Annotated in this window: 27 protein-coding genes; 11 read left to right on the forward strand and 16 right to left on the reverse strand. The window is 52.5% G+C overall.

Going from position 1 to position 22,856, the window contains the following annotated elements:
• Window position 1: 1 nt before the first annotated feature.
• The 4 genes from DX909_RS21095 to DX909_RS21105 are packed head-to-tail and all read right to left on the reverse strand — an operon-like array spanning window position 2 to window position 2,697.
• Window positions 2–1,684 carry a DUF2326 domain-containing protein gene (locus DX909_RS21095; RefSeq protein ID WP_128547203.1) on the reverse strand — a complete coding sequence of 561 codons (1,683 nt, stop codon included), beginning with the start codon at window positions 1,682–1,684 and terminating at the stop codon, window positions 2–4.
• Entirely contained in the window at window positions 1,675–1,914 is a 240-nt protein-coding gene (locus DX909_RS30135) for an ABC-three component system middle component 6 (protein WP_374755871.1), read from the reverse strand. Before DX909_RS30135 ends, DX909_RS21095 begins: the two co-directional genes overlap by 10 nt.
• The gene (locus DX909_RS21100; RefSeq protein ID WP_128547204.1) at window positions 1,914–2,492 is read right to left on the reverse strand and encodes an ABC-three component system protein; all 579 of its coding nucleotides are present in this window, start codon (window positions 2,490–2,492) and stop codon (window positions 1,914–1,916) included. The genes DX909_RS30135 and DX909_RS21100 overlap by 1 nt, the downstream gene beginning before the upstream one ends.
• A complete protein-coding gene (locus DX909_RS21105; RefSeq protein WP_128547205.1) occupies window positions 2,473–2,697 on the reverse strand; it encodes a hypothetical protein in 225 nt (74 codons plus the stop codon). The genes DX909_RS21100 and DX909_RS21105 overlap by 20 nt, the downstream gene beginning before the upstream one ends.
• A 144-nt stretch (window positions 2,698–2,841) precedes the next feature.
• Here DX909_RS21105 and DX909_RS21110 point away from each other — a divergent pair, with 144 nt between their 5' ends.
• The 6 genes from DX909_RS21110 to DX909_RS21135 all read left to right on the forward strand — a co-directional run bounded on the left by DX909_RS21110 (window position 2,842) and on the right by DX909_RS21135 (window position 7,224).
• A complete protein-coding gene (locus DX909_RS21110; protein WP_128547206.1) occupies window positions 2,842–3,066 on the forward strand; it encodes a helix-turn-helix domain-containing protein in 225 nt (74 codons plus the stop codon).
• 210 nt (window positions 3,067–3,276) lie between these two features.
• Entirely contained in the window at window positions 3,277–3,585 is a 309-nt protein-coding gene (locus DX909_RS21115) for a hypothetical protein (RefSeq protein WP_128547207.1), read from the forward strand.
• A 9-nt stretch (window positions 3,586–3,594) separates the two neighbouring features.
• Window positions 3,595–5,040, forward strand: coding sequence for a phage integrase SAM-like domain-containing protein (locus DX909_RS21120; RefSeq protein WP_128547208.1), 1,446 nt, complete (start codon window positions 3,595–3,597; stop codon window positions 5,038–5,040).
• Complete coding sequence (locus DX909_RS21125; protein ID WP_128547209.1) at window positions 5,037–5,774, forward strand: antA/AntB antirepressor family protein; 738 nt, start codon at window positions 5,037–5,039, stop codon at window positions 5,772–5,774. Before DX909_RS21120 ends, DX909_RS21125 begins: the two co-directional genes overlap by 4 nt.
• The gene (locus tag DX909_RS21130; protein WP_164851360.1) at window positions 5,758–6,105 is read left to right on the forward strand and encodes a LytTR family DNA-binding domain-containing protein; all 348 of its coding nucleotides are present in this window, start codon (window positions 5,758–5,760) and stop codon (window positions 6,103–6,105) included. Before DX909_RS21125 ends, DX909_RS21130 begins: the two co-directional genes overlap by 17 nt.
• A gap of 33 nt (window positions 6,106–6,138) precedes the next feature.
• Window positions 6,139–7,224: an RNA-guided endonuclease InsQ/TnpB family protein gene (locus tag DX909_RS21135; protein ID WP_128547211.1), complete on the forward strand. Its 1,086-nt coding sequence runs from the start codon at window positions 6,139–6,141 to the stop codon at window positions 7,222–7,224.
• Between the two features lie 122 nt (window positions 7,225–7,346).
• Here DX909_RS21135 and DX909_RS21140 read toward each other — a convergent pair whose 3' ends face one another.
• The 10 genes from DX909_RS21140 to DX909_RS21180 all read right to left on the reverse strand — a co-directional run bounded on the left by DX909_RS21140 (window position 7,347) and on the right by DX909_RS21180 (window position 16,986).
• Entirely contained in the window at window positions 7,347–7,799 is a 453-nt protein-coding gene (locus tag DX909_RS21140; protein WP_128547212.1) for a hypothetical protein, read from the reverse strand.
• Complete coding sequence (locus tag DX909_RS21145; protein WP_128547213.1) at window positions 7,799–8,926, reverse strand: hypothetical protein; 1,128 nt, start codon at window positions 8,924–8,926, stop codon at window positions 7,799–7,801. The genes DX909_RS21140 and DX909_RS21145 overlap by 1 nt, the downstream gene beginning before the upstream one ends.
• 75 nt (window positions 8,927–9,001) lie before the next feature.
• On the reverse strand, window positions 9,002–9,466 hold the full coding sequence (locus tag DX909_RS21150; RefSeq protein ID WP_128547214.1) for a hypothetical protein: 465 nt from the start codon (window positions 9,464–9,466) through the stop codon (window positions 9,002–9,004).
• A gap of 90 nt (window positions 9,467–9,556) precedes the next feature.
• Window positions 9,557–10,543 carry a hypothetical protein gene (locus DX909_RS21155; protein WP_128547215.1) on the reverse strand — a complete coding sequence of 329 codons (987 nt, stop codon included), beginning with the start codon at window positions 10,541–10,543 and terminating at the stop codon, window positions 9,557–9,559.
• 151 nt (window positions 10,544–10,694) lie between these two features.
• Window positions 10,695–11,609, reverse strand: coding sequence for a hypothetical protein (locus tag DX909_RS21160; RefSeq protein ID WP_128547216.1), 915 nt, complete (start codon window positions 11,607–11,609; stop codon window positions 10,695–10,697).
• 59 nt (window positions 11,610–11,668) lie between these two features.
• On the reverse strand, window positions 11,669–12,157 hold the full coding sequence (locus DX909_RS29615) for a hypothetical protein (protein WP_164851362.1): 489 nt from the start codon (window positions 12,155–12,157) through the stop codon (window positions 11,669–11,671).
• On the reverse strand, window positions 12,144–13,985 hold the full coding sequence (locus DX909_RS21165) for a hypothetical protein (protein ID WP_128547217.1): 1,842 nt from the start codon (window positions 13,983–13,985) through the stop codon (window positions 12,144–12,146). The genes DX909_RS29615 and DX909_RS21165 overlap by 14 nt, the downstream gene beginning before the upstream one ends.
• 174 nt (window positions 13,986–14,159) lie before the next feature.
• Window positions 14,160–14,783 carry a hypothetical protein gene (locus DX909_RS21170; protein WP_128547218.1) on the reverse strand — a complete coding sequence of 208 codons (624 nt, stop codon included), beginning with the start codon at window positions 14,781–14,783 and terminating at the stop codon, window positions 14,160–14,162.
• Between the two features lie 141 nt (window positions 14,784–14,924).
• Entirely contained in the window at window positions 14,925–16,409 is a 1,485-nt protein-coding gene (locus DX909_RS21175) for a terminase large subunit (protein ID WP_128547219.1), read from the reverse strand.
• Complete coding sequence (locus DX909_RS21180) at window positions 16,327–16,986, reverse strand: terminase small subunit (protein WP_128547220.1); 660 nt, start codon at window positions 16,984–16,986, stop codon at window positions 16,327–16,329. Before DX909_RS21180 ends, DX909_RS21175 begins: the two co-directional genes overlap by 83 nt.
• A gap of 123 nt (window positions 16,987–17,109) precedes the next feature.
• On the opposite strand from DX909_RS21180, the gene DX909_RS21185 reads away from it, so the two are divergent.
• From DX909_RS21185 to DX909_RS21200, 4 genes are all read left to right on the forward strand, one after another.
• Window positions 17,110–17,427, forward strand: coding sequence for a hypothetical protein (locus tag DX909_RS21185; protein ID WP_128547221.1), 318 nt, complete (start codon window positions 17,110–17,112; stop codon window positions 17,425–17,427).
• A gap of 72 nt (window positions 17,428–17,499) precedes the next feature.
• On the forward strand, window positions 17,500–18,120 hold the full coding sequence (locus DX909_RS21190; RefSeq protein WP_128547222.1) for a hypothetical protein: 621 nt from the start codon (window positions 17,500–17,502) through the stop codon (window positions 18,118–18,120).
• 94 nt (window positions 18,121–18,214) lie between these two features.
• Window positions 18,215–18,790, forward strand: coding sequence for a hypothetical protein (locus DX909_RS21195; RefSeq protein ID WP_128547223.1), 576 nt, complete (start codon window positions 18,215–18,217; stop codon window positions 18,788–18,790).
• A 2-nt stretch (window positions 18,791–18,792) separates the two neighbouring features.
• Complete coding sequence (locus DX909_RS21200) at window positions 18,793–19,446, forward strand: PD-(D/E)XK nuclease-like domain-containing protein (protein WP_128547224.1); 654 nt, start codon at window positions 18,793–18,795, stop codon at window positions 19,444–19,446.
• A 191-nt stretch (window positions 19,447–19,637) separates the two neighbouring features.
• Here DX909_RS21200 and DX909_RS21205 read toward each other — a convergent pair whose 3' ends face one another.
• The gene (locus DX909_RS21205) at window positions 19,638–20,903 is read right to left on the reverse strand and encodes a phage integrase SAM-like domain-containing protein (RefSeq protein WP_128547225.1); all 1,266 of its coding nucleotides are present in this window, start codon (window positions 20,901–20,903) and stop codon (window positions 19,638–19,640) included.
• Window positions 20,904–21,157: 254 nt separating this feature from the next.
• On the opposite strand from DX909_RS21205, the gene fcl reads away from it, so the two are divergent.
• Window positions 21,158–22,099 carry a GDP-L-fucose synthase gene (fcl, locus tag DX909_RS21210; RefSeq protein ID WP_128547226.1) on the forward strand — a complete coding sequence of 314 codons (942 nt, stop codon included), beginning with the start codon at window positions 21,158–21,160 and terminating at the stop codon, window positions 22,097–22,099.
• Between the two features lie 40 nt (window positions 22,100–22,139).
• On the opposite strand, the gene DX909_RS21215 is transcribed toward fcl, so the two are convergent.
• Window positions 22,140–22,775: an acetyltransferase gene (locus tag DX909_RS21215; RefSeq protein WP_128547227.1), complete on the reverse strand. Its 636-nt coding sequence runs from the start codon at window positions 22,773–22,775 to the stop codon at window positions 22,140–22,142.
• Window positions 22,776–22,856: the final 81 nt, after the last annotated feature.

The raw sequence follows: 22,856 nt of genomic DNA on the forward strand, positions 1-22,856 counted from the left end.
TTTAAAATTTAAAAAATTTCTCATGCTCAGATAGTAACAAACAAGTATTTTCATTTATAAACGAAATGTCAAACGATGTGAGTTTATCTCGCAAAATTGAAACAACATATTGACCAGGAAGGCTATTAGCTAATTCAAAGGCAGTAGAAAGTTGATTAATATGTACATCCTCTGTGCTATCGTGAAGTACAAACCTTGGCAATTTTGATTTCATTTCATCTAAAAAAGAAATATATGCAAAATCAAAAGCAGTAATTTGGCCTTTCTTTTTGCCTGTTCCAACATTTCCTGAAAGAGTATCCAACTTAAATTCAATCTTTTCCCCCTTCTTATCGTAAGAAAGAAAATATTGTTCATCGTATAACTTTTTTGAATAGTCAGCAAAATAAGTATTGAAAATTGCTAACTTATTATCAAAATCAAACAAATATTCATTCAATTTCATTGTAAACAACTCCACTGCCTTTCGACTTTTTTCACAATTCGTTTCTTCGCTTTCAATGAGAGATATGAGTTTACTTTCTTGTCCTCTTCTTTCATAAAGTAAATTGAGTTCATTCTGCAGTTTATTTAGTTCGGACAAAGAACCTGTATCTGTAATTACCTTTAAAAGCTTACTCTCCTCAGTCAAGTAAAAGTTAAGATCCTTATAAGATTCCTCAATTTGAGTAATAGTCTCAGTTAAGTTTCTTTTAATAAAATCTATTTTTTTATCAATCATTTTATTGTGAAAACCAAGAACTTCTTCGAAAGTTTTTTGAAGGCTTGGGACTAAAACTTTTGCCTCTTTATATAACTCTTTTATAGCTAAAGGATCAATTTTTGACCGATTACTCTCAAGTTCTTCTAAGCTTTCTTGATTTAACTGATGCTTAATTTTTAGGTTCGCAATCCGATTTGTAATTATTCCAATTTGGGTTTTAATTTCATTTAAACGATTAACCTCTCTTTCATAAGATGCATTAAGCTTAAAACCTTTTAACTGCTCATTTGTAACGTCAATATTATGGTCTATTATTTTTAGTATTTGTTTACTTGATTGAATTGACCTATTTCCTGACTTCAAAGCTTTCAACCTTTTTTCGGTCTTTTGCAATTCTTTTATTGCATACAACCTATCTACTAATAAATTATGATCAGTGAAACCAAACAAAAAAAGGAATAATACCTCATATTCATCCTTTGTCGTTGTAGAATAAAGGAATTTTAACGCATTAGTCATTGAAGTCATATCTTTTCGAATAAACTTATGCATTAATTGCCTTATTGACGGTTTTGAATTTTTAATGCTGAAAATCTCAAGCTCAAGCTTTTCTCTATATTGTTTTAAAGATGGAAAGGATTCATTATTAATTTTTAATAATGAACTATCATTAAATCCTCTTTCTAATATGTAAGACTTATTATTACTTGTTAATGATAAAGAAACCACTATTCCATTCTTAAATAGGTATTCATAAACGGGCTGATTTATAGTCCTAAACTCTGGATCAGTATAGATATCTTTGCCATCCGAACCAAAACAAAAATCGATTACTCGAAGTAATGTAGTTTTACCTACATTATTTCCAGATTCAGTATTCTTCTTCGTTGTCTCATCTATTACCAAGTTTAAACCAAGCTTAAAATCTACCTTTCGGATTTCGATTTTATCTAACTTTACTATTAATTGATTTAATAGCATCTTTCAATTCCAGATTTAGAGTTAATACTTATAAGACCTAAAATAAATAGCCAATCTAAGGCATATAAAAAGTAACTAAACGAAATCTTTTCTGGAAAATTCTTCGCCAGCTTCTCATACAAAATTTGAATGTCAATAATTCCCATACTTTCAGAATTTAGGGTCTCTAAAATTTTTGACCCAATTACATACAAACTTTTTTCTGGTTTAATATCAATTGGTAATATCATCAGCCTTTGTTTGGGTTCTCTAATATCTTACAGTCGATAAAAGCTTTACAAACAATAATTACTAAACAAGCTTGAAGGTCTTCCTCCATGATTTGTTCAAAGTTAGATGATCTTTTATAATCAATACTTAATGAATCTATTATGTTTGTTATAATTATATCTGCATATTTACAAATTAAACTGTGTTTATCCTGATTCGGATTTTGTGCAACTAAGTCACTTACTTGCCTAATATACTTATTATTTATGCTTTTTAAAAATCTGCTTTTAGAATTAGGCTTTTCATTATCTAGCGTTTCATAAATTTTATCTACTATTGCACCATAGTTTCCATAGTTTTCAATTACTTCTTTGTAAACCTTTATTTTATTGAATTCGATTTTTTCATTTATTTCATATAATTGTAGTGTGGTCAGACCTTGCGGTGTATCATCAAGCACTTTTTCAAGTCGGCTGATTACAATAGATAAATAAGATGGAAGTCTTTCTTGTAAATATTTGTAATCGTTAATAATTAGGGTACCGGCCGATTGGTATACTGTCCCTTTTGCTTTAAAATTAGTTAATGCTCCCTTCATTTTTCCCTTTATTTATAGTCATATCTCCAGAAGTTTGGAAATTTTCTTTACCTTTTGCTTTAAATTGGATGTCACCTTTGTGACTTTTATTTGTTTTTATAGTTTTAGATATTTTGTTCGCTTTCCTTAATGCCATAATGCTTACAATCATTGAAATGATCGAAGAGGCTCCTACAATTATGTTAAATATATCTATTGCTTTCATATTAATGATAAGAGTTAGGATTGTATTTTCAAATGTATTAAAAAACTTGTTTGTTTTTCTCCGCTCGTTAAGTCAATCTCGAACTTGCGATTTTGGTGCCATAGGTTTGTGTGAACCTCGTTCAACATCTAACTTTAGCACAAAATGATCGCCGTAATGCCGGAAACCCCTGAAGAGATAGGCCAGCTTATCAAAGAACTGAGAAAAAAGCGAGGTATGACTCAAACCGAATTGGGTGAAAAATTCGGCGCGAACAAGTCAACAATTGCGCTTTATGAAAAAGGGCGTAACGGCTTCTCGGTTGCGACATTAAAGCGATTTGCGGAGGCTTTGAATGCGGAGCTCAAAATCGATATCATATTGAAGTAGATATTTTTTTGCCCCAAAAGTTTGCAATATTGCAAACTTTATCTATCTTTGTAATAAGGAAACGGCAGAAATCAGAAAAGGCGATACAGTACCCATAAGGTTGCCCGCTGGACCGTATGAAGAAAGCCCAAACCCCATAAAAAACCCCAACGCTACGAATCTTGGCGGATGAAGCGAAGGGGCATGTGACACCCAAAACACGTTCATGTTATGAGCACGGAGCAAAACTACGACAATGCCTCCTTTGGCGCAAGTGCGCCCCAACCTGGCCCCGCATCTTCCGACCTGCGGCCCCGCATCTTCCCCGGCGAAACCGGCGTTTTCTATCCCGCCGACCTTTACTTTCAGGAACTGGCCCGGCGTGAAAAGCTGCTGGCGCGTCACATCGATCACCGCGATCAGGTGATCGATTCTCAGAAACGACTCATCGACCGCTTGCTGACGCTGCTAAAGAACCAGCTGCCTCAGCCTAAACCCGCTACGGCCGACACCTTTCCCTACCGCTTCTCCCAAAACTGATTCTTTCCCATGAATGCCTCTAGCTTTCAGGCTGGCCCCTTCTCCGGGCCCGCCCTCTACACCACGCTCTCGCACAAGCCCCTGCGCTGCCGCTTCGAGTTCAGAAAGAACCGGCGGACCCTGCAAGCCAGCCCGGCCGGAATAATTCAGGTGCTGATCTTTCTGGGTGAGGAAGCCTCCGCCCCGCTTTCCACGAAGATCGAAACCACCCGGCCCGTCTGGGAGAACCGCTACCGCTTTCCCAACCGGCCCGACTCCATTGACCTCAACACCAAGATCGAAGGCTTTCGCCGGAGGCTGGAACTGGCTCACCTGCTGCTGATACAGGAGAAGATTGGGCCGACCCCGCGAAACCTCTACCAACTGGCCGTGTGGATGCAGAAACGCCACCAGCGCACGGGCTTCGACCCCCAGACGGAAGCCTTTCACCCGGACGCGGAAGTCCAGCACACCTTTCGCAAGGAAGCCACCGAAATGCTGAAAGGAATTCGTCGGAAGGTCGTCACGCTGGAAAGCCTCTACGGAGAGTTTATCGCCGTGCGGGGCAGACTCATCAACGACAACCGGTTCACTCGGGACGGAGAGCAGATCAGCACCGCTACCTACCAGTCGTATGGCTATCGGTGGAAGCTGATCGAAACCTTTCTCAGGGAAAATAACCTCGCCGAACGGTCTCTGTTGGAGGTAACGGCTGCCGATGCGGTGAACCTGAAAGAGTTTTTGCAGGGACAGTCCTCGCGCTACGGCCGGCCGGTCAAACACTCCACCATCGCCTATACGGTCACGTTTCTTCGGCAACTGCTGGATTATGCCGTGCTGAAAGGCTACCTGAAATACAACCCCCTGCACGCCGTGCGCAACGGGGGCAAGTCAAAAGCCAGCCCTAAGCCTCTGACCTTCGAGCAAATGGACTTCCTCGAACGGATGGACTTACCCCACGACCTGCAACACTACCTCGAAAGCTGGCTGGTGGCGGCTGAACTCTGCCTGCACCACGCCGATTTCATGGAACTGCCCACGATGCACTTTAAGACCGATGCGGTCAGCGGGAGACGCTACTTCATTCACCCGCGGGTTAAACAGCGCCGGGCCGACATTCACATGTACGTCGATGTGACGCCCCGCGCCGAACGCCTGCTGGCGAAGTGGGGTGGGGTGAAGGGGCTAAAGTACGCCGGTTACAGTCTGTACCATGCCCGGCTGATGCAGATCAGCCTGTTGGCAGGTCTGCGGGACAACAAGGGTAAGCCGATCAAACTAACCTTCGGCATGGGCCGGGATACGGGCCTGACGCACCGGGCGATGCTGAAAACGCCCACGCTGGTCCTGCAGGCGAACGCGGGGCATACCTCCTCCGAAATGCTGACGAAGTACGTCGATGCCGGAGAGCAGCTACTCCTCAGCCAGATGGCCCAAACCAATCCCTATCCTCTTCAAACGCTATCCCTCCGATGAACGCGCTGATTCCCATTCAACAGCAATCCGGGCGCACGGTGGTGTCTGCTCGTGACCTGCACACCTTTCTGGAGGATAAACAAAAGTTTGCCGACTGGATTAAAAAACGGATTCAAAAGTACGAGTTGGTGGAGGGCGAAGATTATCTCACGTTTTCATTAAATTCTGAAAACGGAGGGCGCTCGATTGAATACGCTCTGACGGTGGAAGCGGCCAAGGAACTGGCGATGGTTCAGGGCAACGAGAAGGGCAAACAGGCCCGGCGCTACTTCATCGAATGCGAAAAGCGGTTACAGCAGACCGTTCCCGCCCCCGAAGCAGTGGCGGGCGGTTCGGCGGAACTGATGCTGCAACAAGCGGCCCTGTTGGTCAACCACGCCCAGCAACTCACCGAGCAAAGCGGCCGGTTGGCGAAGCTGGAAACGCTGGTCACGCACCTGATTTCGGGCGGTCGCTACAGCCAGGCCGCCCCGGTCGCCCCGCCCCCACCTTCGACCAGCCGGGAGGAAATCAACAAGCTCATCAACGACTACTGCGGAGAGCGGGACATTCCCCAGCACGAAGCCTGGAACTGGCTGTATGACCGGCTCTATCAGCTTTACCGGGTCAACATCCGGGGGTATCGCCGTCAGCCGGGCGTCTCGCTGCTGGAAGTGGCCGAGCGGCACGGTCATCTGGAAAAGCTGTACGGCATCATTATGTCCGAACTCTTCTACCATGACTACACTCCGTGACCGGCCTGCCCAGCCCATTAAAGTCGCCGTCTTCACGCTTCGCATTGGGGCGAATACGGATTGGGTGTACCTCAGCCAGATCGTGCGCTTTGAAGCGGCCGGAAGCTATAGCTGGCTTATTTTGAAAGACGGACGAAAATACCTGATTGCAATTCATCTGGCCCGTTTGGCCCGCCAGCTGCCCGGTTTTGTGCGGGTTCACCGTTCGCATCTGGTCAACCGGGAGTGGATTCTGGCCGACATAGATATAACCTTGCCTGAAGCGGTGATTCAATTAAAAACCGGGGAGCGTATCCCTGTTTCCCGACGAAAAGGCAAAGCATTACGATAACCGCTCACTGATGCCCTCTTTAATAACCGAAGCATGAAAGTCAGGTATACCTTTCGCTGCTATCCTACGGACACACAGGCTCAGGCGTTAAGCCGGGTATTCGGACACACCCGCTTTGTGTGGAACTGGGCTTTGCGACTGCGTACGGATGCTTGGGGCCATGGTGAGCGCATTAATTACAACCAGACTAGTGCGGCCCTGACTGCTCTCAAAAAGACCGCTGAATACCAATGGCTCAATGAGGTCAGTTGCGTTCCGCTTCAACAAAGTTTGAGAAACCTGCAAAAGGCGTTTTTGAACTTCTTTGCCGGTCGGACAAGGCGCCCCCGATTCAAGAAAAAGCGGCACAAACAAGCAGCTGAATACACAGCATCGGCTTTCAAGTATCAGGATGGCGAACTGAGTCTGGCAAAGATCGGCAAGTTAAAAGTTCGCTGGTCGCGCCCGTTTCAGTCCCAGCCTACTACCGTTACCGTCATACAGACGCCAACGGGTCGGTATTATGTCACCCTAGTACTTGATGAAATGCCTCAGCCTTACAATAAAACAGGAGAGTTGATTGGCATTGATTTAGGTATCAATCGACTGGCAACGCTCAGTAATGGCGAACACATTCCCAACTTGAAATTTACAAAAAAGCACGAACGTCAGTTGGCGAAAGCCCAAAAGTCCTTGAGCCGGAAAACCAAAGGTTCAGGACGTTGGATTCGTCAACGAATGAAGGTGGCCCGTGTGCATGAAAGATTGACCAATGCCCGTATTGACCACATCCATAAGATTACCACCGACCTGGTGCGTAGGTTTGATGTGATTGCAGTGGAGGATTTGAATGTTCGGGGCATGCTAAGAAATAAAAAACTGGCAAAGCAGATTAGCGATGCAAGTTTTGGCCGATTCGTTTCCATGCTTCAATACAAGTGCGTTTGGCGTGGTAAAGAACTGGTGAAGATTGACCGTTACTTCCCTAGCAGTAAACGCTGCTCATGCTGCGGCTACATTGCTCAGACGCTACCCCTTTCGGTGCGTAGCTGGCAGTGTCCCGAGTGTCAGTCAATACATGACAGAGACGAAAATGCGTCTCGTAATATTCTGAATTTTGCGGTGGGACACCCCGTTTGAGCGCGTGGATTCGATGTAAGACCTTCCGGGCTTTGCCTGTAGGGCGGTTGAAGAGGAAGCGTGAACTGTCTCAGGCTATATATTAGTTTGAGAATCCCTAACATAGTATGGGATAGAAGATGTCAAGACGCGAGGTAGGCCCGGATTCGGGCCAGATATTTCGGTTTCAGGTAGTCGGCCAGTTCGGCCTTATCGTCTTCGGAGAGGCCCAGAATGCCGTCTCCGTACTTCTTTTTCAAACCTTCCGCCTTCGGGTCGGAATCGTCGACCGAAAACGTCCGGTCGAACACCTTCGTGAAGATTTTGTCGTAGAAACCGCCCTTGTCGCGCAGGGTGACCCGGTCGGTCGGTTGGTTTTTTCGCCGTTTGATGGCTATGGTCAGGGGTTTGTAGGCCGGTTCGATCGGCGATCCGTCGACGTTTTCGCCCCGGTAAAGCCGCTCCTGATTCAGCCGGCGGATGTAATCGCTGTTTTCCTCGATCACCTCGCCCAGCAGCTGGTACAGCACCGCCGGGGTGAGCGTCAGGAACGGTTCGACGAAGCAGGTAAACAGCGATTTGCGGGCGGAAGCCATCAGTATTCGGCGTCAAAGAGGCTACCGATGCGGATTTTCTTCCGGGATTCCTCCTGAAGGCAGGCAGGCCGCATCTTTTCCAGTTGGGCCTTCAGGTCCTTGATCAGGCGGTCGCGCCTGGCGGCCAGCCCGTTGTCAGAGGTGCTGCTGCCCTGTCCGTACAGCGCGACATAGGCTTCATTCTTCAGCTGCTGTTTGACTGAGTTGACCCGGTCGCTTGTCGACAGCTCCTCCAGCACGTCGCAGGCCAGCAGATGGAGCAGCGCCCCGGTCAGCATATCCTTATTGGTCAGCAGGGTGTTGGTGATGTCGCAGCGCACCTCGATGACCGCGTTCAGGCCCCATGTCTGAAGGCTGACGGCCTTCTCTTCCGCCCAGCTGAGGGTGCGGCCCGTGCCGACCGACTCGACGTACACCGGCTCAATGTTCAGGTACGGCGAGCGGGTCCGGATGAATTCGGCTTCGATGCCTCCGCAGGTGTTGCAGTCGGCCACGTTCCAGCCCCGCTCGGCGCCGATCGCCCGCACGTCGGTCGGCAGGTCGCTTTCGAAGTAGCCGACCAGATAATACCCGCCCTGACGGCTGTACAGCCAGCAGTCGGCCGTGTTCCAGGCGGTACGGCCCGACAGCGTGGTGGTCAGGTTGACGGTCTTGATCGGGGTGGCCGCATCCGAATGGAACACGTACAGGGGCAGGTTGGTAACGGGCCCTGACAGCTGAAGACCCAGCTTGACCAGGTTGACAGCCGTATCCCGACGGGGCAGGCGGATGCGCAGGCCCAAAAAGCGGCCTGTTTTGTTGAAGGCGCCCTGAATATTGCCCTCCTTCGGATGCAGGGGCGTTGCTTCCAGCAGCGGCCGGGCGGGTGGGTTGCCCGCGACCAGCAGGCCCAGTTTGTTGATGGCGCCCTTTTCGATCTGGGTGTACCATTCCATCAGGTCACCCCCGGCCGAAAGGTTGGGGCCCAGGGCGGTCAGTACATCCGAGCGAAGGAGCTTATGGGCGTCCTGCAGGTAGACGGTCGGGGCGTTGTGGGCATCGTCGCTGTAGTCGGTATCGGGCCGGGAGCCGGGATACAGGCCGACCGTGCCGACGAGCAGGGAATGAAGTTGGGTCAGGTCCAGCATGGGCGATAGTTGTTTTTTACATAAAGCCCGGTGACCGCATTGGCAGCCACCGGGACCCGAATTATTCCTAAACCCTTAACCTTTTTCTTCACCGGGGCTGTGGCCCCACAATTTTCGACGGCCGCCCGGCCCTTTGAACCGCAGCAACAGAAGCGAGAGCAGCGAGAAGGCGCCGAACATGTCGGTGCGAAGCTGCTTGATCGTCAGCGAGTCGCGTAGCGTTCCGGCTGCGTTGTTGATCCCGGTTTTTTTCAGCCGGTTGATGTTTCCCTTCCAGACGACCTCGCCAGTCCGCCCGTCTCGGATTTCGACCAGCCCCTTATACCCGTTGTGGTTGAAGGTGACCGGTTTGGGGACCAGGTAGGTCTTTTTGTAGTTCGGCGAGTTGTAAACGGCCGTGGAGTCGTAAAACTCGATCGTCGTCGAGCCGGTGGAGGCTATGACGGTATTGGCAAACGAAGCCTTGCCCGTGGTCTGTGCCTCGGAGAAACCGGCGATCAGCAGCAGGACGGACCCAAAAAAAAGTTGAAACCCTTTCATGATTTCCGAGTTGTTTAAAAAAGGTGTTGGTTAATTCCGTACCCAGAGAAAAGTCAGGCCCCATAATCGAGGCCTGACTTTTTGCTTTTATCAAGCCGGCGTGATCTCGAACCGCTTGATAGGCGATTCGCCACTCGTCGAGGTGAAGCCAGAAGAGATGATGAAGTCGCAGGACAGCTTCACATCCATCTGCCGGGCCTCATTCGCGCAGGTGATCTTCTGCAGAACCCCCCACTCCCAGCCTTCGAACAGATCGTCCGTCGTGCGGGCCCAGCTGGTCAGGTCCGACTTGTTGTCGAACCCGTTCCAGGCGTCCAGATACTCCGGAGAGCCCAGCGCCGGTGCAGTGCGGTAGTCGTAGTCGATCGCGTTGACGATCCCCACCGAACCGGTCGGCATCACGAAGTACACCGTGCGGTTCGAGCCGCGGGCGATGCGGTTGGTCCACTCGAAGTTTTCGATACCGGCCCCCTGCATGATCGCTTTGGTGTTGTAGATCGACCCGCCACCCGGGTTCATCAGCTTGTTGCGGTCGGCCAGCGCGTAGGTCGAGGCCACCACTGAATACGGGCCTTCGAAGTCCAGCTCGGCCATGATCGCCGGCAGGTTGTTGTAGAAGTCTTCCGGCTTCGAGGAAGGCAGCTGGTAGGCACCGGAGACGGCATCGTACAGCGGGTAGCTGCCCGGCGTCATCGTCGTGTCCTTGTTGGTGTCCAGGTGAGCCGCGCAGAGCGTATCCAGATACTCAAGCACCGCCCGGCGGGCGTTCTTGTACTGGTGGGCCAGCACGTCTTCGGCCGTCACGTAGTTGTCCTCCAGCGTTGCCGGGACAATCGACATGTCGATGGCTACGTGAATGCGGCTCAGCGTCTTCAGCGTCGGCGAGATGTCCGGGCCGGAGATCGAGCAACTGCGCACGGTCAGGACCGTGTGGGCGTACTTGTTGAGGATGGGAATCTTGACCGTCCGGGTGAACGGCAGTTTCCGGATTTTTTCAAGCAGAGCCTTGCTGAACAGCTCATTGGACTGCGCGTAATAGGAGTTCAGGGCCCCGTAGTGGCTCAGACGTCCTTCCAATGCTCCGAACTTGCCAGGCGAGATGCTTGCAATTACCTCGGGTAACAACAATGCGGTAAGCGCCATGATTGAAAAAGTGGTTTAAAAGTGAAACATGGCTCACGATTGGCAGTCCGGTAGCGCTTCGTAAGTATTAATTGAGAAAAATGCGTTAAACGATGCCGGCGAGCTTCTTCTGCTCGGCGACAAACTTCTTCCAGTCTGGGGTCCCGAAAGCCAGCCCTTGACCGGCAGCCTCCTTGTAGATGTCCGTCAGCGTTTTGGCCCCACCGGTTCCGCCGTTTCCGGGTTTGTGGGTGCCACCGCCGGCCTGCTGATGCCCTTCTGAAGCCAGCAGCAGCTTATGGTTCTGTTTGATGATCTCCAGCGGGGACAGATACCGGGCCTCATTAGCGTTCACCAGCGGGTCCTTCGATCCTTTCTTAGTGAAATACACCTCCCCTTCCTCATCGGAATGGGATTCGTACTTCGCTTCGAAAAAGTCCTTCAGATCGCTGATGGCCTCGGCTTTCGCCTTGTTTTTGGCCGCTTCCTCCTTGATCGTGGGATCGATCGGGACATTGGCTGCCCGCAGATCCGCTTTGATGACGGCCGAAACCTGCTTCTGGAAGGCTTTTTTCTCGCCCTCCTCTTTTTCCTGCTGAAACTTTTCGAGCTGCTTCTGCAAACCGTCGATGACCGCATCGCCTTTGGGGGAACCTCCCCCTTTCAGGGCGGCTTTCAGCTTCTCGATCTGGGCGTCGGAGAAGGGCAGCAGGCCATCTTCCTCCAGCTTGGCGACCCATTCCCGCGTCCGCATCTTGTCGGGCTTTGTCTGTCCGGTGGCCAAAGCCAGCATGCCGTCGACGGACCGGTAAAATTTGGCGCCTTCCTGATCGATGGCTTCCTGATTCTTTTTGGTCACCTCTGCCGCCAGTTCGGCATCGTATTCGGCCTTCGTTTTGACCAGGTGACCTTTGCCCGTCAGGAATTTGGAGGCATCGGCGGTGCGCTTTTCAAGCAGCTGGGTGAACAGATCCGGGGTTTCGGTCAGTTCGGTTTCGAGTTGTTCCAGTGTAAGGGCCATAATCGGTCCGGTGGAGTTATGGTTTGTAAAGAATGTACGGTTTTAGCACTCTGTTTCAGTTACTTCCCGGGCTGATGCAGCACCGTAAAGGCCAGACCCAGGGCGTCATACGCCGAAAGGCCGGTGGCCTGCTGGGGCTTGGAGAAGGCCTCGAAGTCCAGCGGGTCGATGAACTGAATCTCCCGAAGCTTCTTATCCTCGTGTTCGTCGCCGGAAGGCAGCTTAACGAAGGTTTGCTTCAGGATGATCACCTTGTTGTCCGGCAGCTGGGGCAACGGGATGATGTCCCGAATGTTGAACTGCTTTTTTTTGTCCTGATTGCCATACAGCGGCTTTGACAGGTCCACTTCCTGCGTTTCAGTGGTTGACGCGGCAATTTCCGCAGCCTTGGCAGCCTCGGCGGCCTGCTGCTCTTTCCGGCGTTCTTCGGCAAACTGGGCTTTGAACTCCTCCATTTGCCGGCTGAACTCCTTTGAAAGCTCGCCTTGATGCGCCGAAACGGCATCGGCTACGGCTTTCTTAAATTCTTCGGTTTCATGCAGCGGCACCTGGGGCTGGTTTCCCTCTCCCTGGGGCTCCGGCTGGTTTGCCGTTTCCGGGCTGCTGGCCGGCGGGGTTGGCTGGCTGGGGGTTGAGGCCGACGTCTGGTCGGGACTTGAGTTGCTCTTCGACATAGTCGTATAGTTTTTGAGAAATGGAAGCGATGCGTTTGGGGTAGTCGGTCGCCAGACCGAAGCGCTCGATCGGCATATTGTTTTCCCGCTCGAACCGGCGGATCAGGCCCGACAGGCCCGTAGCGACCCCGAACCCGATCGGATCGGTCACGTTGACCTGGGCGGTGGTCAGCTCCTCCATCGTCCGGAACGGGTAAGGGTTCAGGTCGTTGATCATCCGGTAGCGCAGGCGCCGGGAAGCGTCCGAGCGGGCGTAGAAGTCCTGCAGCATGCTGTCGATCTCCTCCAGCAGCCAGTCCGACATACCGCCTTCCTTAGCCAGCTTGTAGAGCGTGGCCAGCGTTTCGCTGGAAAGCACTGAAAACCGGCGGCCGTAGTCGACCGTGCAGCCCAGATAGTTGTCACCGTAGCGGAGCCGGCCGATGGTGTTGATCAGGTTGCGGTGCAGGTTCTCGAAATGCACGGCCAGGTACTGACACACCTGCCGGGCCCGTTCCAGAATGGCCATCACCTGATCCTCGTTGACAGCGGCCTTTTTCATGGGACTTCCTTCGTAGCCGGTGGCCGTCTTCAGAATCTCGCTGCGGATCGAGGCCAGCCAGTCCCGGTGAAAGGTCAGCGCGTTGTTGTCGACGCCGATATAGCCTGCCGGCGGCCGCATGTCGGCATCCGTATTGGTCTGAGGAGCCGGAATGGGGATGCGCGAGCCGAGGCCGAACTTGTTCTTGTTCAGACAGCGGGGGCAGGAGCGGCCCGTACCCACTTTATGTCCCTGATCGTTGTAGGCCATCAGGGTTCCGTGCTCGCAGTAGAAACCTTCCAGCGACTTGTAATCGCAGTTTTCTGACTCCAGATGCCAGAACAGCGGGATAGCGGAGGTCAGCCGGAACAAGCGGAAGGCTCCCTCCTCGAACACCAGACCGTCCAGCTTACCCAGCAGGGGGCGAAGGACCGTATTCGATAGCAGGGGATTCGTGCCGGAGACGTCCGACCAGGCCTTGAACACCGGAGCGACGCCCAGCGGGTGGGGGGATGCCGTTTCCAGCGTCCAGTCTCCGCCTTTGGGCTTGATGTAGATGCTGTAGGCTTCGCTGTCGTACAGCGCACGGCGCAGCACATCGGGCGTTTCAGGCAGGGGTGGCAGGTCAAAGAAGGCAAACACCAGCTGACCGGCCTGCTGATGAAACTTATGGGCCTCGATGGCCTGCACCTGATCCAGTGTCAGCAGGTAGACGTACGGTTCGGGGAAGTCGGTGGTCTGCTCTCGGGGCAAATCGACGACGACCAGCGCGTTGGGCGACTCAAACAGGGCGTTGTGGCAGTCGCCGGAGATGAAACCTGACAGGTTGATCTGCTCCAGATAATCGTCGAAGTCGCGCTGGAGCTTCTCATCCCGCATATCCACAGAAATGTTGCGGTCCTGGGCGTGGTGGACGGCTGAACAGGCGTCGGAGATCTCGTCGACGACTTCGACGGTACAGAGGGGCCAGTAAATCTGACGGATGAGCTGGTCTAAGGTACCTTTGCCGTTGACGGAAGGGCGAATGACGGTATCGACGAAGCGGGGCCAATAAGGCGAAGCCGAGGCTGCGTCGGTGGCAGCCTCGGCATGGAGCCGGTGACGGTCATCATCAGCCTTGGCGGCCTGAAGTGCCCTTCGATTGGCTTTTTTTACCCTCGGATCGTTGGGTGTCAGCGGCATTCGTCTCTGTTTCCGTTGGCGGGATGTCGGCATGTACGGTGGGCACGACTTCCCAGCATTGTACCCCGATGCGCTGTTCGAGATCGAGCAGGCGGGCTGCGTGATCATCGTCCAGCTCAATCTCCCGGCCGAAGTAGGGCATGTCCGGCTGGTGTATTTCCCGCAGCCTGACCATTAATTCTTGATCAGGGAGTGGTTGAAGCCGAGGTCGAGGACTTTGGCGTCTCTCCACCAGCCTTTCGGAAGTTCCAGTTCAAAGTTGAACAGCGTCAGGCTGTGCAGCTGGCCGCCGGCCGGATCCGATACGAAGGCGTTCAGGATGTCGATGCCGCCACCGCCTTCGAGGAACACGATCTGACGATCACCGAGCAGCATGTACATCCACAGCTGAGGCAGGTCGGCCGAGGAGTTGGCCCAGGCGAACAGATTCTCCATTTCCTTGTACTGAGTCGGTGACAGGCCCATGTATTGACCGCGGAGCATCGGCACGGACTGACCGACGACGTAGCTGCGGCCGTCAGGCGTCGAGTTGTCGTTGGAGCCGACTTTCACGGCTTCGGTGGCCGTCAGCTCCGGGGCAAAGATCTTTCCGGTCGGCGCGACGATCTTCGTGTCGTCGGAAGCGGCCAGGGCCGTCGTCCAATTGGAGAGCGTGAGGATGGTCGTGTTGGTGAAGGTGGCCGTCCCCTGCTTCTTTTGCAGGACGACTCGTCGGACCTGTTGCAGGATAGTCGCGCAGTTCGCTTCGCTTACGGCGGTAAGAACGCCCGTCAGGGCGGCACAGCTTTTGAATTGCATGGATGTTTGTCGGAAACGCTCGGTGAGCGAGCGAGGTGAAACAACGGTTGTTTCCGACAGTCCGGTAGCCGGATAGAGTGAGAGCAAAGATAATTATTATCTGAAACTTGTCAAGCATATTTACTTGCCCTCATAAGCATGCTAACTGTTGTCGGCGCCCCTTAGAGTTCTGGGCGGCCGGAAGTATTTAGTGAACACCGCCCCGCGCACGGCGTCGATGCCATGGTTAAAGGCGTCGATCGGCGTGTTGGTAGCCACCCCACCCATCATGATCCACTGGTAGTTGTTGCGTTCGCGGAGCAGGTTGCGGCTCCGGCGGGTCACATACACCTCGAACTCCTTCAGCTTATTGATGCCGGCGCTGATCGAGTCGGGGCCTTTCGTCGTGGGCAGGACCATCAGGCCCGGCAGTCGGGTGCCGCCGGGAAGAATCGTGCCCCTTCTGAGCTCTTCGATGGATTTCGGTTCGGCGCTGTCGGCGTAGGTCTCCTGATGACGGGGGATTCTGAGGGCTTCAAACCGCTGGGCGATATCCGGGTTGGTCAGGCCCGTTTCGTATAGCAGCTCGTCCAGGTACAGCCGGCGGCCCATCTTGCCGATCCGGATCAGGGCCGTCGGGTCGTTGGTGTAGCCGAAATCCATGCCGTTGAAAATGACCTCGCAGTCGGCCGGAAACTCGTCGCATTCCTTCCAGTCGCCGAACACCAGCGCTTCCAGCGACGGTTTGGGGTCCTGCTGGTAGAGGCTGTTGAAGGTGACGGGGTTCTCGTCGCGGATCTTCTCGATCTTCGCCTGGCTGTGGCGCTCGGGCCAGAGGGCCTGACCCAGAGGACGGGGGTCGAAATCGTTAATATCCTCAGTCCGAAGGGCCGGAAACGACACGACGCGCCAGCCGGTGGGGTTTTCCGGGCTCAGAATGCCGTCGCGGGCCAGCAGGCGGCCGCCCAGGTCGTCTTCGTGCCAGCGCGTCTGGATCAGCACCTGCGCGGAGTGGTTGTGCAGGCGCGTTTCAAACACATCCGTGTACCAGTTCCAGAGGTTTTCCCGGATCGTCAGCGACTGGGCGTCCTGCCGGTCCTTGATCGGATCGTCGATAATGCCGTCGTCGACAGGGGTACCCGTCAGCGAGCCTCCGACCCCCACGGTTTTGACGAAGCCGCGGCGGCCGACGACCTCGAAAATCTCACTGTTACGCAGGGCCACGCCTTTGGCCACGGTCACCACGTTGGTGGCGTTCAGGCGGGTGGCCGGAAACAGGCGGTAATAGGGTTCGTCGTCCATTCGGCGCTGGATATCCCGGTTGAAGGAGCTGGCCAGCGTGGCCGAGTAGGAGGCTACGACGATTTTCCGGTCGGGATCTTTGCCCAGCACCCAGGCGGGGTAGGAGCGGGTGGAAATCTCCGATTTGCCGTGCTGGGGAGGCACGAACAGCATCAGGCGGGTGATCTCCCGTTGGTAGACGCGCTGCAGCTCGTCGGCGATGAGGGCGTGAAACCACTGCATCTGGTAGCCGTCCCGGATGTAAGGCAAAAAATCCCGGAAGTTATTCCTCGCCAGAATCCTCTGATACAGTTCCAGCTCTAATCGTTGCTCTAAGAGCCGCAATTCGTGTGCGGAGTTCTTCATCAGTCAGTTTGGTTACGTCGTCGATCGGGATGGGGGCACCACCGGGGCCGGAGTGCTCGATTTTGCGGACGATTTTGCCCCGCACTTCGAGGATGTTGCGCACGGCCGTCATGGGGTCGTTGAGCTTAATCTTGGTTTTGACCGTCTCCGTGCTGCCCGTTTCGGAATAGTGGGTGGTTTTGACCTGCTCGACCTCTTTCAGAAGGCCGATGTTCTCCCGGGCCAGGGGCGTGTCGAGGCTGACTTCTCCGGTGTAAAGGAAGGGGTGAAGCGTGCCGCGTCCCCAGGTCGTCAGCTTATCGATGGCCTCCTCGACCGACATTGACCGCTCCTCGAAGTAGCGTTTGATGGCCCTCAAAAGGTTAACATTGGTTAACAGGCGGCTGGCCTGCTCTTTGGCGGTATGCTCGCTGTAACCCGCTTTTCGGGCCGCCTCTGCCCCTTTTCCATGCTTACAATACTCTTCGACAAACTGCTGCTGTTGCAGCGTCAAACCCTCGTACCAGGGCGCATATTCATCAGGCTCCGATGCAGAGTCAGGGGCGTTTTGGTCCGGTGAAAACTCCTCTTGATCCATAAAATGACGGTGGGTAAAACCAGTAAATAATTCAATAAAAGTATACTTAAAAAATTATGTAAGCAATTTTGGCAGTTTATATAAATTTATTAAATTTGCTTATACTTAAAGCAAAGCATAATTATGAAACGCAACGTACTTCAACTGGCATGGCGACTGATCAAACAGTTCGGCCTTGACCGCAAAACGGCCCTCCTTCAGGCATGGAAGACCTGCAAGGTCAAAGTAAAACTGCAAAACACGGATGAGCGCGGGATGTGGGTGCATTTCCGGAAAGTGAACGGCGAGGAAACCTATCGGCTGGTGACGCGGACGCTGTCGCACATTCCAGCCGATCAGCTGCCGAAAAACTCGAAGGTGGACGGTGTGACCGTTCCCTGCTACGATCTGTTCAAAGGGGCTTGGATTTCCTTCAGGGCTGATCTGCTGATTGCTGCGTAAATCGAAATAATCATACGCCCGGCGGCTCAATGCCGGGCTTTCTTCTCTTCATTTCTAACTTTTATCCTAACAATGGCGAATCAATCCAAGCAAGAAGGCCAGCCTGTGGCCGAAACCACCACCGACGTCAAATACCTGCCGGGCAACCCGAAACAGTACCGGTTCAATGGACAGGTCGGCCAGTTCTTCTTAGGGGCCGATAAGGCGATCGGAACCACCTTCACCTTTCAGCCGATCGCGTGGCGAATTTTCGAGGAAAACCTGTTTGCGCGGGGTCGGAAAGACGAATGGGCAGAGTTGTTTTTCGTCGACGAAAAGAACTGCGTGGCCTCGATCATGTTCAACAATACCTCGGTGGGTATTTTGATGAAGCTGATTACTGAGTTGTTTTATGATGATCTGACATTGATGGATGTCGTTCTGACGGTGAAACCCGAAAAGAAGGAAAACGACAAAGGGAAGTACTTTGCGGCCTCCTTCGAGTGGAAACCGGCCGATCCGGCCCGCACGGAAGCGCTTCAACAGTTAGTCGACAGCGTCCCCATCTTCCGGGAGGACACGCTGACAACGACGGCCGTCTACCGGCTGTTTTCGCCCAGCTTCTACTTCCCCGATCGGTACAATCCTGCTCTGGGGACGGGGCCGGGCGTCGCTCAATTGCCCGAATACACTTCTCAGGAAACGGCTGAATAAATCCTACACCCTGCCCGGCTACCGATCTGGTGGCCGGGCTTCTGCTTTCCCATGTAAAAAGGTTTTCCCTCTCACATTTTAACTCATATTGATCATGACTACCAGTACAGCGAAGTTTGCCGAAAAAGAATTAAGTATTCTTATTGCATCATCAGACGATCCTGGTAACAGGCCGCTTATTGAAGAATTTATTCCTGAAATTCTTGCTTTATGTGAGAAGTTTGGTCTTTCTGGACAAAGTGGAGGTTCAGCCCCTTATGCCGCTGGAGCCATAGCTGACGCCATCCGTAAATTATGCCTTTTTCAGCCACTTTGTCCAATTACTGGCATGGACGAGGAATGGTTCAACGTAACAGATTTAGGTAGCGAAGGTCAGCTTTTTCAAAACTGTCGCTTAAGCTCGGTTTTTAAAAAACTGAATGGGAAAGCGTACTATTTAGATGCCATTGTTTGGAAGACACAAACCGGTTCAACTTGGTCAGGCTCAGCTTTCCTGCCTGGTGGGACTAAAATAATGAGTCGTCAGTTTATAAAGCAATTTCCCTTCACACCAAAGACTTTTTATATTGATGTGATTGAAGAGGAAATTGCTAAAGATGATTGGAAATTCACAATTATAGACGAAAAACAGCTGGAAGAGGTGTTTAGTTACTACCAGAAACCGGCGTAATAATGGACGATCTAACCTACCGACGCCTTCCCGCCTACGCCAACTCCGATCTGACTGAATTGCTATGCCTGAAAACGGGGCGATCGCTTCAAAAAGCTGATCCCAAAACGCTCCAGTTCGGCACGATCTTTCACCAGCTGGTACTGGAGCCTGAAAAGCCGGTCGACTGGTCCGGAATCCATGTCAAAGAGCAGTACGCCTTGATTCAAATGCAGGAGAGTTTTTTGAAATGGATCGACCCTTTCTGGCACAGCCTTCATGATCGGGAAGTAATCATTACCGAAACCGATGTAGCTACAAAACTTCCAATCAAAGGCCGGATCGATGCGGTTCACAAGATCAGCGGCCGGATTATTGATGTCAAAACGACGTCCTGCCGGGATGCGCAGTCGTTCTACAATACGTTCGTCGAGTACGGCTATGACCGCCAGGCGGCTTTCTACTTGGACCTTCATGGGATTTCCATAGCCAACTTCCTGTTTATTGGCATCCAAAAAATAAAGCCCTTCGGCCTGTTTATGATTGATATGGGGGTGAGCGTGGAAAGGCGATTAATGCTGGAGGAGGGCCGGCGGAAGAACGTCCGGCTTCTTCAACAGGCACTTCGGGAAAGTCAGAATCCCATGGGATGGCGGCCCAGCAGCTGGTCCCGTTGAATCAGAAAGGTTTCTCTATCAGAATGATAGGTTGTACCTTGCCCGAGTAAAGAATTTATTGTTACGGTGGGTAACGGTTCGCCGTTGCGACGGAATCCCTGCTTTCAACTGAAGGCGGGGATTTTTAATAAAAATCCCAACCTGGAAGCCAGGCTGGGATTATGTCCTACTCTCTAAAAATGGTAAGCGGATTACCGATTCCGGTACAATTCACGGACAGCGGCCTCGATCTGCACACTGGAGTAATAATTGACCATCCCATCAGTAGCATGTCCCATCAGCAGGCTGGTGGCCTTACTGGACAATCCGGAACGGTTGCGCCAGTGATGGGAAAAGGTTTTACGGCCGATCCGCGAGGTCAGGTATTTATCAATGCCGCACATCTGGGCGGCACAGCGGACGAGTACGTTCAGGTCGTGGACCTCGGCAAACTGGGGCATCCTGCCTGCTCCTCCATATTGTTCCAGCAAGCGAAGCGCCTGTTTGGATAAGGGCACCGCGAAGGGAACACCCGTTTTCTGGCGGGCATCGATCAACCAAAGTTCCTCCGGGTCGATCCGGTCACGGATGTCGCTGGGCAGTTCGATGTCGCCCAGGCGTTTGACCCAGTCGTCCCTCATTCGCTTATAATCGACAAAGGAGATTCCCGTCTCGGCCAGAAAAATGAAGGCGTCAACAGCCTCCTGCGTTTTCGGATCCAGAAAGAAATGACGACTCAGCCGCTCCAGTTCGTCCTGAGTCAGGTAGGTCAGGTTTTTCTGCCAGTCGGAGGTATCTACCGCATAGACCGATACCGGATTCTGGGTAATGTAATCGCGCTGCACGGCATAGGTCATTACCTCCGTCAGAAAATGGACCTGCTGTTTGAGGGTCAGTACGCCCAGGCCCCGCCGACTGCCCTTCCGGGTGACGTATTCATCGCGGAAATACTCTTCCATGGCCATCATAAAGGCATTGTTGACCTCATAGAGGGTCAGTTTCCGGCGGCCCAGCACCTCTTCCACATAGTACCGCAGATTCTCCAGACGGGTTTTATAGGCCCGGAAGGTTCCGTTTTTAATTTTACCCCGCAGGCGCCGGCGTTCGACCGAGTCAACGTATTCCTGGGCCACGACCAACATATATCGGGCTGGCTTGTTTTTGTTGAGGTAATCGGTCAGCAGCATTTCCCCAGTGGCCGGAATGTTCATGGCTTCGTAGCGGGCATTAATTTCCGTCAGGGCCGCTTCCAGTTTCTTTTTGGCCTCTAAGGCATCGGCCGGCCATCGTCCGGCGTCCCAGTCAGCGGGAGCGCAGTAGTAACCCATGTGGACATCGTGCGAACGGCTGGCTGATTCGCCGGCTCCGGTAACCACATAATACATGATGGGACATTTACCGTACTTGGAGGAATGAGGGCGACGGCAGACCCGCTGGCGACGAAGCCAGAAGTTCACGTTCATGATATGGTAAATCATAGGAAAGAGAATAAATGGTGTTTCAATTCTCTAACCTAAATTGAGAAATGGTAAGTGGGTACGGGAGAATGGTTTAGGAGTGGAGGGTGCCTCGATATGACTCAATGTATATACGTCATTTTCAGAATGAAATAAAATTTTACTAAGAATAAATAAGGCTTAATTTAGAATTGATATTTATTAAGTGGCCTTGTTTTCAGATGGTATGTCTTTTGTCAAAAACCGTGCATAACTTCGTTTAAAATTAAGGCATTGTGGAAAAAGAAGCTAAAATATACGTTGCCGGCCATCGCGGGATGGTAGGGTCGGCAATCGTCCGAAAATTAAAGGCTCAGGGTTATGAAAATCTGCTGACACGCACCTCTTCCGAACTGGATCTTCGCGACCAAGCGGCCGTGGAGGATTTCTTCGAGACGGAGCGACCGGATTATGTGTTCCTGGCGGCCGCCAAAGTGGGCGGGATTGTAGCCAACAACACCTACCGCGCCGAGTTTCTGTATGACAACCTGCTGATCGAAGCCAACATCATTCATAATGCCTACCGGTATGGCGCCAAAAAGCTGCTGTTCCTCGGTTCGTCCTGCATCTACCCGAAGCTGGCTCCGCAGCCGCTGAAGGAAGAATACCTGCTGAGCGGGTTTCTGGAGCCGACCAACGAGCCGTATGCCATCGCCAAAATTACCGGCATCAAGCTCTGCGAAGCCTACCGGAGCCAGTATGGCTGCAACTTCATCTCGGCCATGCCGACCAACCTGTACGGCCCCAACGACAACTACGACCTCCAGAATTCGCACGTGCTGCCGGCCCTGATCCGCAAGTTTCATGAAGCGAAGGTCAACAGCAAGCCGTTCGTCGAAGTCTGGGGAACGGGCTCGCCCCGGCGCGAATTCCTGCACGCCGACGATCTGGCCGACGCCTGCTTTTTTCTGATGCAGGAATACAACGAGGAGATGTTCGTCAACATCGGCACCGGCGAGGACGTCACCATCCGCGAACTGGTGGAGATGGTGCAGCGGACGGTCGGCTATGAGGGCGAGGTGCGGTGGAATACCGACAAACCCGACGGAACACCCCGCAAACTGATGGACGTCTCGCGGCTGCACGGTATGGGCTGGAAACACACCACCGAGCTGGAAGAAGGTCTGCAAAGGACCTATCAGGACTTCCTTTCCAACGTCGAACTTTACGTCGAATAAATCAAAAAGCCCCGCTCGGTCGTCTGAGCGGGGCTTTTTGCTAACCCACTTTCTGAGCCGGGTTACCGAATACCGTGGTTCCGGCGGCCACGTTTTCCACCACCACCGATCCGGCACCCACGCGGGCGTTTTTGCCGACGGTGACGCCGGCCACGATGGTGACGCCGGTGCCGATAAAGGCCCCCTCCTCCACCGTCACGCCCGGGTTGATGAAGCTCCCCGTTCCCACGTGCACGAAATCACCCAGCCGGGCCTGGGCATCGATCACCGCCCCCGACTGAATGATGCAGTGCTGCCCGACCTCCGCAAACGGATTGACGACCACCCGGGCCGCGATCAGGTTTCCATGCCCTAAAGCCGCCAGCGAAGAAACCACGGCCGTATCATGAACGGCATTGACGGGCTGCACATGCCGCCGGTCGTTCAGCATTTTGGTCAGCTTTTTCCGCACGCGCGTGTCGCCCAGCGCCACGAACGCTTCGCACTTGTGACCGATGAGCTTCAGGAAACCGTCGTCGTCGGTGTCGCCCAATACCGATACATCCCCAAATTCCTTACCGTGTAATTGTTTATTGTCATCCAGAAAGCCGTAGACCACCACGGCGTTACGCTGGAAAATATCCAAAGCCGTAACGCCCAGGCTGCCTGCTCCGAAGATGAGTACCGGATTTTCCATAATCAGTGAATTACATTATGTCAATATTAACAAACCGCCGGGATGGCTGAAAAAGTTTGCAGATCGGTAAAATTGGGATAA

Source organism: Larkinella soli (assembly GCF_003703975.1).
Lineage (GTDB): Bacteria > Bacteroidota > Bacteroidia > Cytophagales > Spirosomataceae > Larkinella > Larkinella soli.